At 72.5% G+C, this 12,921-nt stretch carries 10 protein-coding genes and 1 riboswitch; of the genes, 6 read left to right on the top strand and 4 right to left on the bottom strand.

Annotated elements, in window-relative coordinates; translation table 11 throughout:
• The first annotated feature begins 75 nt into the window (after window positions 1-75).
• Together ACFYXC_RS11145 and ACFYXC_RS11140 are read left to right on the top strand one after the other, a co-directional pair.
• A complete protein-coding gene (locus ACFYXC_RS11145) occupies window positions 76-1,377 on the top strand; it encodes a hypothetical protein (RefSeq protein WP_389549479.1) in 1,302 nt (433 codons plus the stop codon).
• Between the two features lie 201 nt (window positions 1,378-1,578).
• A complete protein-coding gene (locus tag ACFYXC_RS11140) occupies window positions 1,579-2,112 on the top strand; it encodes a DoxX family protein (RefSeq protein ID WP_389549476.1) in 534 nt (177 codons plus the stop codon).
• Between the two features lie 681 nt (window positions 2,113-2,793).
• Here the strand turns inward: ACFYXC_RS11140 and ACFYXC_RS11135 are convergent.
• Together ACFYXC_RS11135 and ACFYXC_RS11130 are read right to left on the bottom strand one after the other, a co-directional pair.
• Window positions 2,794-3,042: a hypothetical protein gene (locus tag ACFYXC_RS11135; RefSeq protein ID WP_389549473.1), complete on the bottom strand. Its 249-nt coding sequence runs from the start codon at window positions 3,040-3,042 to the stop codon at window positions 2,794-2,796.
• Window positions 3,029-4,477 carry a PspC domain-containing protein gene (locus ACFYXC_RS11130; protein ID WP_389549471.1) on the bottom strand — a complete coding sequence of 483 codons (1,449 nt, stop codon included), beginning with the start codon at window positions 4,475-4,477 and terminating at the stop codon, window positions 3,029-3,031. The genes ACFYXC_RS11135 and ACFYXC_RS11130 overlap by 14 nt, the downstream gene beginning before the upstream one ends.
• Window positions 4,478-4,722: 245 nt before the next feature.
• On the opposite strand from ACFYXC_RS11130, the gene ACFYXC_RS11125 reads away from it, so the two are divergent.
• Entirely contained in the window at window positions 4,723-6,006 is a 1,284-nt protein-coding gene (locus ACFYXC_RS11125; protein WP_388914263.1) for a PspC domain-containing protein, read from the top strand.
• On the top strand, window positions 6,003-6,755 hold the full coding sequence (locus tag ACFYXC_RS11120) for a LuxR C-terminal-related transcriptional regulator (RefSeq protein WP_389549467.1): 753 nt from the start codon (window positions 6,003-6,005) through the stop codon (window positions 6,753-6,755). The genes ACFYXC_RS11125 and ACFYXC_RS11120 overlap by 4 nt, the downstream gene beginning before the upstream one ends.
• A 38-nt stretch (window positions 6,756-6,793) precedes the next feature.
• On the opposite strand, the gene ACFYXC_RS11115 is transcribed toward ACFYXC_RS11120, so the two are convergent.
• The gene (locus ACFYXC_RS11115) at window positions 6,794-7,855 is read right to left on the bottom strand and encodes an NlpC/P60 family protein (RefSeq protein WP_389550024.1); all 1,062 of its coding nucleotides are present in this window, start codon (window positions 7,853-7,855) and stop codon (window positions 6,794-6,796) included.
• 433 nt (window positions 7,856-8,288) lie between these two features.
• Between ACFYXC_RS11115 and ACFYXC_RS11110 the strand changes: the two genes are divergently transcribed.
• A complete protein-coding gene (locus ACFYXC_RS11110) occupies window positions 8,289-8,642 on the top strand; it encodes a hypothetical protein (protein ID WP_388914269.1) in 354 nt (117 codons plus the stop codon).
• A 30-nt stretch (window positions 8,643-8,672) separates the two neighbouring features.
• On the opposite strand, the gene ACFYXC_RS11105 is transcribed toward ACFYXC_RS11110, so the two are convergent.
• Window positions 8,673-9,833 (bottom strand): NlpC/P60 family protein, encoded by a 1,161-nt coding sequence (locus tag ACFYXC_RS11105; RefSeq protein WP_389549463.1) that lies wholly within the window; start codon window positions 9,831-9,833, stop codon window positions 8,673-8,675.
• Window positions 9,834-9,839: 6 nt separating this feature from the next.
• A riboswitch (cyclic di-AMP (ydaO/yuaA leader) is annotated at window positions 9,840-10,013 on the bottom strand.
• Window positions 10,014-10,359: 346 nt separating this feature from the next.
• Between ACFYXC_RS11105 and pcrA the strand changes: the two genes are divergently transcribed.
• Window positions 10,360-12,894, top strand: coding sequence for a DNA helicase PcrA (gene pcrA, locus ACFYXC_RS11100; protein ID WP_389549460.1), 2,535 nt, complete (start codon window positions 10,360-10,362; stop codon window positions 12,892-12,894).
• Window positions 12,895-12,921 lie beyond the last annotated feature (27 nt).

Below are 12,921 nucleotides of genomic sequence, written 5' to 3'. Positions count from 1 at the left end.
CTGCGCGGGTGTGCGGTGGGCGCGTGTACGGGCGATGGACATTCGACAAGAGCGGTGCGGAAGGCGGCAACGGGCGTGGCGGTGCAGGAGGCTGGACAGGGCACGGGGCGTGACGCCGGCCGGGGTGCCCTGCGGGGCGGGCACGAGGGCGGCTGTACCTGCGGGGGCTGTCCGCACGGGGCACGTGAGGGGCACCGGCGGGCCGTCGCCGCGTTCCTCGCCGAGCGGGACGAACTGGCGTCGGGGCACGGGCTGCCCGCCGCGGTCGCCCACTCGGCGGGAGCCTCGCGGCAGTGGGTGTCGGACGCGCTGACCCAGTCCGCCGGCCTCGTCGCCGAGCGCGGCCGGGCCGAGGGGGAGGTCTGGCTCGGCCTCGTGTGGCGGCGAACCGTCCTGGCCGTGTGGGGACTTGTGGCGGTCCTGCTGCTGGTGCAGTCGCTCACCGCGATCGGGGCGGGCTGGACGTCCGCGCGCACGGCGGGGCTGCTCGCGGCGGTCGTCGTGGCCGTGCTGCTGACCGTGGCGTCGTGGTTCCACCGGGCGCGGGGAGGGGTGCTGGCGCCGGTCATCGGCGAGGACAACCGGCTCTCCACCTCCCGCGTGGTGGCCGCCGGCTGGGTGCTGTTCGTCGTCTACGCGGTGCTGGTGCTGGCCGGACGGCTCGCCGGGGCGTCCTCGCACGCCGAGCGGGACTCCCTCATCGCGGGCCTCGAACTCGCCCGGGGGGCGGGCATCGTGACCGTCCTCGCCGTGGTGTGCGCGATCGCCGTCCTGGTGCGGCGGGTGGTGGGGCTTCGGGTCCTCGGGCAGCGGCTGCAGAAGGTACGCGCCGACCGGCCCCGGGCCGCCGACCTGCTGACCGACGACTCCGGGCGCGGCAGCTTCGCGGACACGCAGTACGTGGTGCTGGGCGCCGTCGCGCTGGTGTTCGCGGCGGTACGGCTGGCCCGGCGGCCCGAACAACTGCCGGACCTGCCGTGGGGTCTCGCCGTCATGGTGCTGATCTCGGCCGCCACGTACGTCGCCGCGAAGTACGCCGAGGGCGGGCGGCCGGTGATCCTCTCCGTCGTACGGGCGCGCGAGGCCGGGGACCTGGACGCGCCGATCCGGACCGGGGACGACATCGAGATCCGGGGGGCCGGCTTCGTGCCGCCCGGAGCGCAGGGCGCGGACCGGCTGTCGCGGATGGTGGTGCGGATCGGCGCGGTGCACGTGCATGTGCCGCTGGTCCCGGTGCCCGGCGGGTTCCGCAACCCGTCCGACGCGGTACTCACCGTGCCGGTACCCGCGGACGTGGAGCCGGGGCGGGTGGAGGTGCAGGTCGTCACCGCGGCGGGCGTGGAGACGAACCGCGTGGAGATCGACGTGACGGACTGAGCCCCGAGGGCCCCGAAGAGGACCAGGGCGAATCGAAGGGGATCAGAGGGCATGAGAGGGGATCGTAAGGGGTCGAAGGGGGGGACGTTCGGGTGGACGTGGTGGAAATTTGTCCGCCCTGTCGTGAGCGGGAGCCCGCCCTCGTACGTATTGTCTTGTTGAGGGGTGAACCGTTCGGCGGTTGAGAGGTGGCGGAAGGCTATGGCTCACGGCATGCGGATGGACACACACTCCGACTACGCGGACGACGGCGGCGGCGGTGACTGGCGGGACACCGCCACGCGCTACGCGCTGCTGCCGCTGCGGGTCTTCCTCGGCGTCACCTTCATCTACGCGGGGATCGACAAACTCACCGACAGCGCGTTCATGTCCGACGCCGGGGCGGGCTCGATCGGCGACATGATGCGCGCGGTCCGCGACTCGTCGGCCGTCCCCGCCCTCATCGACCTCTCCCTCAAGAACCCCGTCGGCTTCGGCTACGCCATCGCCCTGGGCGAGCTCGCGGTGGGCATCGGCACCCTGATCGGCCTGCTGGCCCGCCTCGCCGCGGTCGGCGGGGCACTGATCTCCCTCAGCCTCTGGCTGACGATGAGCTGGGCCGCGGACCCGTACTACTACGGCAACGACCTCCCCTACCTGATGGCCTGGCTGCCCCTCGTGCTCGCCGGAGCGGGCGTGTTCTCCCTCGACGCCAAACTCCGCGCCCGCCGAAGGAACCGCCCGAGCACGCACTAGCCGGGCCTTCACCTGGACGGGCCTTCGCCCCGACCGGCTGCCGCCCCGACCGGCCTCGTCCTGACCGGCCTCGTCCTGACCGGCCTCGTCCTGACCGGCTTCTGCCCCGACCGGCCTTCGTCCCGACTGGCCCTGCCCTGGCCGGCTTCCGCAACGACTGGCTTCCGCACCGAGCGGCCTCGTCCCGACCTGTCTTCGTTCCGACCTGTCTTCGTCACGACTGGCCTCGGCCCTGACCGGCCGTCGTCCTGACCGGCCTCCGCCTCGACCGGCGGCCGACGGGCGGCGACCGGGACCTTCGTCCCGATCTGCCTTAGCCGCGATCGGCGGCTGAGCCGGATGGCAATCGGGGCTTCGTGCCGACCGGCCTCCGTCCCGACCGGCGATTGAGCCGGACGGCAACCGGGGCCTTCGTCCGACTCGCCTCCGCCCCGACCGGTGATCGAGCCCGATCGGCGACCGAGCCGGACGCGGACCGAGCCAGCGGACCGAGCCGGACGCAGACCGGGCCGAACGCGCCTGCCCGCTCCGGGCGTCCGGGGCCGGGATCAGCCCGGGGCGCGTCGGTCCGGGGCGGGCGCGTCGGTCTGGGGCGTCGGCCGGTCGGGGCCCGGGTCGGTCCGGGGCGTCGGCCGGGCGGAACGCGGGTCAGACCGCGGCGTCGGCCGGGCGGGGCGCCGGTCAGACCCGGGCCCGCGTGCCGGCCCCGGCCCCGGCCCCGGCGGGCCGTTCGCGGCGGCGGTGGCGGCGTATCCCGTGGGCGAGACTCCCCGTCACGGCAGCCAGGCAGAGCCCGACGGTGACGAGCGGGATCACCGCGAACCACGGGGTCTCCCAGAGGCCGCCCGCGTCGCCCGCGTAGACGAGACCCGCGAGGGCCAGGAAGAGGCCCGCGACGAGTCGGCCGGGCTTGAACTCATGACGCAGCACGGGTGACCTCCACCTGTCCGAGGCCGACTTCGAGCGTGAGGTCGAGTGTGCCGCCGCCCTTGCCGCCGACCGCGGGCGCGAGCGTCACTTCCTTGTGCTTGCCGGGCGCCACGTCCACGTCCTGTTCGTCGTCACCCGGCAACTGGATGTCACCGACGCCCACTTCCACCAGCAGCTTCACCGTCGCGTCCTTCGGTATGAGGACCTTGAGCTGTCCCATCCCCACCTCTGCGTTCGTCGCGACGGTCCGGCCCCTGCCGACGTCGACCCGGCGGAGATCGAGCGTGCCGACGCCCGAGCCGAGGTCGTACTGCTCCCGTACGGCGGCGGCCGTGGCGGGCGTCCACTCCGTACGCTCCCAGTGGGTCGTGATGTCCTTCGGCAGTGCCGCCGAGGCCGCCAGCAGCCCCGCCGTCAGGACCCCGAGGAAGACCGTCCCCGCTCCCGTGCGCCCGATGAACGCACTGACCGCGATGCCCAGGCCCAGCACGACCAGCGCACAGGCCAGACCGGTCTGGAGACTGGTGCCGAGGGTCTGGTCCTCCCACGTCAGGCTCGTCCCGAGCACGCCCGCGACGACGGCGAGCACGAACACCCGGCCGCCGATTCCGCGAGGACCGCGCGGCCTGACGTCCCGCGGCCGTATGCCCCGGCCGGCGCCGCCGTGCGCGATGGTGATCGCCGCCGCGATGTCACGGTCCCGTGTGCTCCCGGGACCCCACAGATAGCCAGTGCCGCCCACGTACGTCCCGTCCTTGACGATCGGCTCGCGCCACCAGGAGGGGAAGGACGAGGGCACGGGCGGCGCCTGGGCCTCCGGCGGCGCGTCGGCGACGGCCTGCGCGGCGATCGGACCCGCCCTGCCCGCCCGCGGCCGGGAACTGGGGAAGGGCTCGGGGTCCTCGGCGCCGCGCTGCCGCGACCAGTAGCCGGCGCCCGCGAGGAGCAGCGCCAGCGTCGCCGCGAAGGTCAGCACCCCTCCGTTGTTCAGCATGGAGAGGAACACACCGCAGCCGACCAGGGCGAACAGCACACCCGTGAGGGCCTGGCCGTCGACACGGCCGGTGAGGAGCTTGCGCACCTCGTTCTCCTCGTCGTCGTCGTACGGGACGAAGAGCCAGGCGAAGCCGTAGAAGATGAGGCCGAGGCCGCCGGTCGCCGAGAGCACCGCGAGCACGATCCGGAAGATCACCGGGTCCATGTCGCACTGCCGTCCGAGCCCCGCGCACACCCCGCTCAGCATCTTGTGCCGCCGGTCGCGCCGGAACCTGCGCGGGATCTCGGGCACCGCCGGGTCCTCGGGCCCCCCTCTCGCCCCCGGCGCGCGCGGCTGCTCGCCCGCCGACGCCGGGGCGTCCGCCGCGGGCACGGAGTCCTGCGGTCCGGCGCCCGGTCCGGGCGCCGGACCCGCCGCCGCGTGCTGCTGATCGCTCATACGTCCATGGTGACGGCCACGACGGCCCGGCGGGAGTCGGTACGACCCTGGCCGAACCCTGAATTCGACCCCGGGGACGACCCCTACGCCAGGCGGCACCGGCCGGGGACGGCCCGCCCTGCGCCGGCTGGACACGGCCCCGCCCGCGGCCCCCTCCACCGTGCCCCGCACGGATGTGAAGATCAGGGGAGTCTCGGGGGTCGACCCTGATGCCCGGTGCCGCCCGGCATGTGAACATCGATGGCATGCCGGACGCCGCACCCCTGACCGTCGAGGACCCGCGGCCCCCGCGCAAGCTCTACCGCAGCAGCGACGGACGCTGGCTCGGGGGCGTGGCGCGAGGGCTCGCAGGGCACCTCGGCCTGCCCGTGACCTGGGTGCGGCTCGTCTTCGTGGGCCTGTTCATGGCGGACGGCCTCGGGGCGCTGCTGTACGCGTCGTTCTGGTTCTTCGTCCCTCTCGGCGTCGGCGGCGTGGACGCCGGGCGGCCCCCCGCCCTCGCGACCGAGACCGCCCCCGACGGCCGCCGCAGACTGGTGGCCCGCAAGCCCGACAAGGGGCAGATCGTCGCCCTGCTCGCGATGGTCGTCGTGGCCCTGGTCTTCGTGGGGAACGTCGACCTGAGCGGTGGCGCCAAGGCATACCTGTGGCCCACCGTCCTCGTCGGCGCGGGCGTGGCCCTGGTCTGGCGCCAGGCGGACAACGCGCGCCGGGCCCGCTGGATGGAGGTCGGCCGCCGCAAGCGCACGATCACCCTGCTCCGCTCCGCGGCCGGCGTCCTGCTCGTCGCCGCCGGCGTCTCCGGGATATTCGTGCTGCAGGGCTCGGCCGCCCACCTCGGCTCGGTCCTGCAGGCCGCGCTCGCCGTCCTCGTCGGGATAGCGCTGCTGGCCGGTCCGTATCTCGTGCGGATGACCCAGGACCTCTCCGAGGAGCGCCTCATGCGCATCCGCGCCCAGGAGCGGGCCGAGGTCGCCGCGCACGTCCACGACTCGGTGCTGCACACCCTGACCCTGATACAGCGCAACGCGGAGAACGCGAGCGAGGTACGACGCCTGGCCCGCGCCCAGGAGCGCGACCTGCGCAACTGGCTCTACAAACCGGAGGGCACCGGCAAGGACGAGGCGGAGGAGCCCGACACCCTCGCCGAGGCCGTCAGGCGCAGCGCGGCGGAGGTGGAGGACAAGCACGGCGTCCCCATCGAGGTCGTGGTCGTCGGCGACTGCCCCCTCGACGACCGGACCGGCGCCCAGATGCAGGCCGCGAGGGAAGCCATGGTGAACGCGGCCAAGTACGGTGGCGAGGGCGGCGCGGTGCAGGTCTTCGCCGAGGTCGAGGGAAGGACCGTCTTCGTGTCGGTCCGGGACCGCGGTCCCGGATTCGACCTGGACTCGATACCCGCCGACCGCATGGGCGTCAGAGAATCGATCATCGGCCGCATGGAGCGCAACGGCGGTACGGCACGGCTGCGCGCCGTGCCGGACGGCGGCACGGAGGTCGAGCTGGAGATGGAGAGGGCGGAGACATGAGCGACGCGAACGAACCGACCGGAGCGGCGGCAGCGGCTGGGGCGTCCGGAGCGGGCGCGGCCGGCGACCCGGCGGGTTCCGCGCCCGGGCGGCGGGTGCGCGTGGTGCTCGTCGACGACCACCGCATGTTCCGTACCGGAGTCCAGGCGGAGATCGGGCAGACCGAGCGGACCGGCGTCGAGGTGGTCGGCGAGGCCGCGGACGTCGACCAGGCGGTCACGGTCATCACCGCGGCCCGCCCCGAAGTCGTCCTGCTGGACGTGCACCTGCCGGGCGGCGGCGGGGTCGAAGTGCTGCGCCGCTGCGCGCCGTTGATGGCCGACGCCGAGCAGCCGGTCCGGTTCCTCGCGCTCTCCGTGTCGGACGCCGCGGAGGACGTCATCGGTGTGATCCGGGGCGGAGCCCGCGGCTACGTGACGAAGACGATCACCGGCGCGGACCTCGTCGACTCCGTCTTCCGCGTCCAGGACGGCGACGCCGTCTTCTCGCCCCGCCTGGCCGGCTTCGTCCTCGACGCCTTCGCCTCCACGGACGCCCCGCCGGTCGACGAGGACCTGGACCGCCTCACCCAGCGCGAGCGCGAGGTCCTGCGCCTCATCGCCCGCGGGTACGCGTACAAGGAGATCGCCAAGCAGCTCTTCATCTCCGTCAAGACGGTCGAGTCCCACGTCTCGGCGGTCCTGCGCAAACTGCAACTGTCGAACCGCCACGAGCTGACCCGCTGGGCGACGGCACGACGGCTGGTGTGACGGCGCCGGACGGACACCCCCGCTCACGCCACTCCCGCTCACGCCACCCGCGTCGCCCCCGCGAACGGCATCTCGTCGAGCGGCGCCACCCGCACCGGCGCCGAGGGGTTGGGCGCGTGCACCATCTGCCCGTTGCCCACGTACAGCCCCACGTGACTGATGCCCGAGTAGAAGAACACCAGGTCACCGGGGCGTAGTTCGGAGCGGGCGACGCGCCGGCCCGCGGCGATCTGCGCGTACGTCGTCCGGGGCAGGGTGATGCCCGCGGCGCGGTACGCGGCCTGCGTCAGCCCCGAGCAGTCGAAGGCGTCGGGACCGGTGGCACCCCACACGTACGGGCTGCCGATCTTCCCGTAGGCGTACGAGACCGCCGCCGCCGCACGGGAGTCGGGGACGGTCGCGGCGGGGCCCGCACCGAGTGCGCGCGGGGCCGGGCCGGAACGCGAGGCGCGTGCGGTGTCCGGGGCGTCCGCGCCGATGCGGGTCCGGTCCTCGTCCGACAGCCGGGCCAGCAGGCGGCGCGCCTCGGCCAGTTTGCCGGTGACCGTCTTCCTGTGCCGCTCCAGGTCCGCCTGCCGTGCCGTGAGCGAGGTGAGTTCGACGCGCGCGGCACCGCGCAGCCGCTCGATCTCGCCGAGCTGGGCGCGTACGCGCGACACCGCCGAAGCCTGCCTGCTGCCGGCCCGCTCGGCGAACGCGGCCCCGTCCAGGTACTGGTCGGGGTCCGAGGAGAGCATCAGCCCGAGCGAGGGGTCCATGCCTCCGCTCCGGTACTGGGCGGTCGCCAGCGAACCGAGCGCGTCCCGTTCGGAGGTGAGCCGGTCCGTCCTGCGCGCGGCCTCGTCCTGGAGGGTGCCGAGCCGGCCCGCCGCCTTCGTGGACTCCTCCTTGGCCCCGTTGTACTTCTCGGTGGCGACCTCCGCCTCCCGGTACAGCTTGTCGACCTTGGCCTTCACCTGCGCCGGCGTCAGTTCGGGCGCCGCGACCCCCGTCCCGCTGAGGCCGGTCGCGCCCGCCGCGCCCGCGAGGGCGACGGTGAGGGCGGTGCGGACCGTACCGCCGCCGAGTGGACGCTGTCTGGGCCTGCGGTGCGCTCCCACGTATCGTTCCACGTTCCTTCCGTACGGCCGGGTGCACGTCCGGCGACGGCCCGCACAGGGGGAGCGGGTCGCCGCCGGACCTTTCTGGCGGTGGTGCCGACTGCCGCCCCTGACCCGGGCGGTTGTGGTGGGGAGCCGGTCACCTGGGGAAGGACGCTAAACCTGGATGCGCGTGGCTGGTAACGGCATGTATGGAGATGGTGATTTTCGGTCACCGAGCGACCGGGTGTGACCGTGATCCGGGCCCGGCTCCGCCGACTTGGCGTGGTCCGGTGACCGATGCGCGCGTTGTGGGGGAGCGGCGGGCGGGGTACTGCTACGGGTTCCGTGAGCACGAGGTGCGGAGGGCGCGGAGAGAGAGTGGGCCGTGGCGGGTGCCCGTGCCCGGGGCGGCGCGAGGCGGCGTACCGGGGTCCGGTTAGGGTCCGGGCTCATGGACGTACTGATTCATGTCTTCGTCGCCCTGCACATCATCGGGATCGCCGCCCTGCTGGGCGGTTTCCTCACCCAGCTGAAGGCCATGGGGGACGGCACCGCCCGCTTCACCCCCGTCATGCTGCACGGCGCGCTGACCATGCTGGTCACCGGCGTGGTCCTCGTCGGCCTCAACCAGGCCGACGACCAGAGCGTCGACAACGTCAAGATCGGCGTGAAGCTGGCCCTGCTGGTCGTGATCCTCGGCCTCGTCTATGTGAAGCGCGACGAGGAGAGGGCCGAGAAGGGCCTGTTCGCCCTCGTGGGCGGCCTCACCACGGTGAACGTCTTCATCGCCCTGCTCTGGACCTGAGCAGGGCGATGAGCTCCGGAATCCGGTGAGCTACGCCGGCCGCTCCACGCCGTGGACCGGCATGGAGAAGATCGACTCCTCGCGGACGTACGCGCCCGGCCTGGGGGCGTGGACCATCATGCCGTCGCCGGCGTAGATGCCGACGTGACTGATGTCGTCGTAGAAGAAGACGAGGTCACCGGGCTGGGCGCTCTCCACGGAGACCGTCGTGCCGGTCTCGACCTGGTCCCACGTCGTGCGCGGCAGGGTCACACCGGCGGCCTTCCAGGCGGCCTGGGTGAGCCCGGAGCAGTCGTACGAACCGGGACCGCTCGCGCCCCAGACGTACGGCTTGCCGATCTGCGCGCGGGCGAAGGCGAGCGCCTTGGCCGCCTTGGTGGCGGTCGCGACGGAGCCGGGGACGCTCCCCGTACCGGTGCCCGGGCCGGTGGCGGCACCCGTGCCCCGCGGGGCCTGAGCCGCCGCCTCCTGGCGCCGGCGCTCCGCGTCGGCCGCCTGCTGCCGCGCCAGCTCGTCCGCCTTGCGGCGGGCCTCCTGCTGCCTCTCCCGTTCGATCGCCGCGAGCCGGGCCCTGTCCTGCGAGGTCAGCCGGGAAAGGAGTGCGCGCGCCTCGGCGAGCTTGCGCTGGACGTCCGCCTTGGACGTCTTCAGCGTGCTCTGCGTCGCGGTCAGCGTCTCCAGGCCCTCCGACGCCTCCTGCCGCTTCTGCGTCGTGACGGCCCGCTGCGTCGCGTAGTCGTCGACGGCCTGCTTCTGCCGGGCGGTCAGCCGGTTCATCAGCTGGGTCTGGTCGAAGTAGTCCTGCGGCTCGTCCGCGAGGAGGAGGGAAGCCGTGTCGGGGGCCGAGGCTCCCGTGCGGTACTGAGCCGCGGCGAAGGTCCCGAGCGCCTCGCGCGCGCTGTTCAGTTTCTCCGTGCGCTTCGCCACGTCGTCCAGGAGGCCGCCCACGCGCTTGCGCTGCTTGGTGGTCCTCTCCTTGGCCGCGTTGTACTTCTCGGTGGCCGTACCCGCCTGCTGGTAGAGGTCGTCGACCTTCTTCCGGACTTCCTCCATGCTCGGGTTGGGCTCCGCGGCGGGCGCGGCGTCCGCCGTCTGGGAGAGTAGGGCCACCGAGGTCAGGGCCGCGGTGGCGAGAGCCGGCGTCCGCATGCCCATGGAACCGGCGGACCGCGACTTGCGGTGTGGCGCCACGAGGGCGTCTCCTTCCGTCATCCGCCTACCGAGTTAGCTGTCGGGTTCGGGCGAATGCTTCGGAAGGTTTGCCCTACGGCCCTGATTCCCGTGCGGGAGCCGGGCCGATTCACCCCAATGTCGGTTGGGTCCCCGGTTCCGGTGGCCACGAGGGCGTACCGGATTCGGCGGAGGCCGCTCGGCCCGGCGTTGTTCGCCGGTGCGGGTCGAGCGACCTACGCGAAAGTTAGCCAATTCGTGTGGCACCTGTGAAGTTTGATGTGCGATATGCCCGATACATTTTCGTGACCTGAGCTGTGAACGTCGTTCGGTGTCGATATTTGGGTGCGTTCTGGGTGGATGTGCCCGAAGTGGCGCGAGGGGCGTGCGGAAGGGATTTCCGCGAGCAATCCGTGGGTCCGCGGGTGCGTGCGTGCTGGTCGCGCGGTTCTCGGGCTTCCCACGGGGCGTCGACGGGCCGTGATTTTCGGTGAGGTTCCGGCGGTGGCGGCGGGGTGTCAGTGGGGACGCCTAGACTCGTAGAGCGATGAGCAGCCTCTTTGATGACAGCTTCCTGGCGGACCTCGGACCCTCGCAGGCCCACGAGACGGAGTCCCCGCCGCCGCCCGAGGACGAGGCGCCGGACCCCGTTCCGGACGACCTGTTCGGCGGGCGGTTCGACGTGCCCCCCAGCAGGGACGGCCACTACCGCGACGGCGCCCCACGGCCGCTCGTCGATCCGGCCGCGCTCCTGGACGGGCTGAACGAGAACCAGCGCGCGGCGGTCGTCCACCACGGCTCACCCCTGCTCATCGTGGCAGGCGCCGGCTCCGGCAAGACCCGGGTGCTCACCCACCGCATCGCCCACCTGCTGGGCGAGCGCAAGGTGCACCCCGGCCAGATCCTCGCGATCACCTTCACGAACAAGGCCGCGGGCGAGATGAAGGAGCGCGTCGAGCAGCTCGTCGGCCCGCGGGCGAACGCGATGTGGGTGATGACCTTCCACAGCGCCTGCGTACGGATCCTGCGCCGCGAGAGCAAGAAGCTCGGCTTCACGTCGTCCTTCTCGATCTACGACGCCGCCGACAGCAAGCGCCTGATGGCCCTGGTCTGCCGTGACCTGGACCTCGACCCCAAGCGCTTCCCGCCGAAGTCCTTCAGCGCCAAGATCTCGAACCTGAAGAACGAGCTGGTCGACGAGGAGGACTTCGCGGCCCAGGCCGCCGACGGCTTCGAGAAGACCGTCGCCCAGGCATACGCGATGTACCAGTCGCGGCTGCGCGAGGCGAACGCGCTGGACTTCGACGACCTGATCATGACGACGGTCAACCTCCTGCGCGCCTTCCCGGACGTCGCCGAGCACTACCGCCGCCGCTTCCGGCACGTCCTCGTCGACGAGTACCAGGACACGAACCACGCGCAGTACTCCCTCGTCCGGGAACTCGTCGGCACCGCCACCGACCCCGTCGCGCACCCCGAGGACGTCCCGCCGACGGAGGGCGACCTCCCGTCCGCCGAGCTGTGCGTCGTCGGTGACGCCGACCAGTCGATCTACGCCTTCCGCGGCGCGACGATCCGCAACATCCTCCAGTTCGAGGAGGACTACCCGAACGCGACGACGATCCTGCTGGAGCAGAACTACCGCTCCACGCAGACGATCCTGACCGCCGCCAACGCGGTCATCGAGCGCAACGAGTCCCGCCGCCCCAAGAACCTGTGGACCAACGCGGGCGCGGGCGCGCGCATCACGGGTTATGTCGCCGACACCGAGCACGACGAGGCGCAGTTCGTCGCCGACGAGATAGACCGCCTCACCGACGCGGGCGACGCGAAGGCCGGCGACGTCGCCGTCTTCTACCGTACGAACGCCCAGTCCCGTGTTTTCGAAGAGGTCTTCATCCGGGTCGGCCTGCCCTACAAGGTCGTCGGCGGCGTCCGCTTCTACGAGCGCAAGGAGGTCCGGGACGTCCTCGCGTACCTGCGGGTGCTCGCGAACCCCGAGGACTCCGTACCGCTGCGCCGCATCCTGAACGTGCCCAAGCGCGGTATCGGTGACCGCGCCGAGGCGATGATCGACGCGCTCGCCCAGCGCGAGAAGATCAGCTTCCCGCAGGCGCTGCGCCGCGTCGACGAGGCATACGGCATGGCGGCCCGCTCGACCAACGCCGTCAAGCGGTTCAACACGCTGATGGAGGACCTCCGCACGATCGTCGAGTCCGGCGCAGGCCCGGCGACCGTCGTACAGGCGATCCTCGAACGCACCGGCTACCTCGCCGAGTTGCAGAACTCCACCGACCCGCAGGACGAGACCCGCATCGAGAACCTCCAGGAACTCGCCTCGGTGGCCCTGGAGTTCGAGCAGGAGGCCGCCGGCGGCGAGACCGAGGGCGACGGCGGGGACGACGGCGAGGGCGAGACGTCGGTCGGGCTCGCCGCCTTCCTGGAGCGGGTGGCCCTGGTCGCCGACTCCGACCAGATCCCCGACGAGGACGAGGACGGCTCGGGCGTCATCACACTGATGACCCTGCATACCGCCAAGGGCCTCGAGTTCCCGGTCGTCTTCCTCACCGGTATGGAGGACGGCGTCTTCCCGCACATGCGCGCCCTCGGCCAGACCAAGGAACTGGAGGAGGAGAGGCGGCTCGCGTACGTCGGCATCACCCGCGCGCGTGAGCGGCTGTATCTGACGCGGTCGTCGATGCGCAGCGCCTGGGGGCAGCCCTCGTACAACCCGCCGTCCCGCTTCCTGGAAGAGATCCCGGACGCGCATCTGGACTGGAAGCGCAGGGGTTCCATGGGCCCGGTGGCCGGCGGTCCGGCGGCCGGGGTGGCTGCCTCGCTGTCCTCCTCCCGCTCCCGCTCGGCGGCCTCGGGCGCGTCCGGCTTCGCGACGCGGCGGGGCTCCGCGGAGAAGCCGGTGGTGTCGGTGACGGTCGGGGACCGGGTCACGCACGACCAGTTCGGCCTCGGCACGGTCGTCGGTGTGAAGGGCACGGGCGCGAACGCGGAGGCGACGGTCGACTTCGGCGGAGAGAAGCCCAAGCGCCTGCTGCTGCGGTACGCGCCGGTGGAGAAGCTGTAGGAGGAGCCGTAGGCGGAGAAGCGGCAG

Source organism: Streptomyces sp. NPDC002701 (assembly GCF_042889045.1).
In the GTDB taxonomy this organism is placed as follows: domain Bacteria; phylum Actinomycetota; class Actinomycetes; order Streptomycetales; family Streptomycetaceae; genus Streptomyces.
Note: the sequence above shows the minus strand (reverse complement) of the source record. Positions and strands in the feature narration are given on the sequence as shown.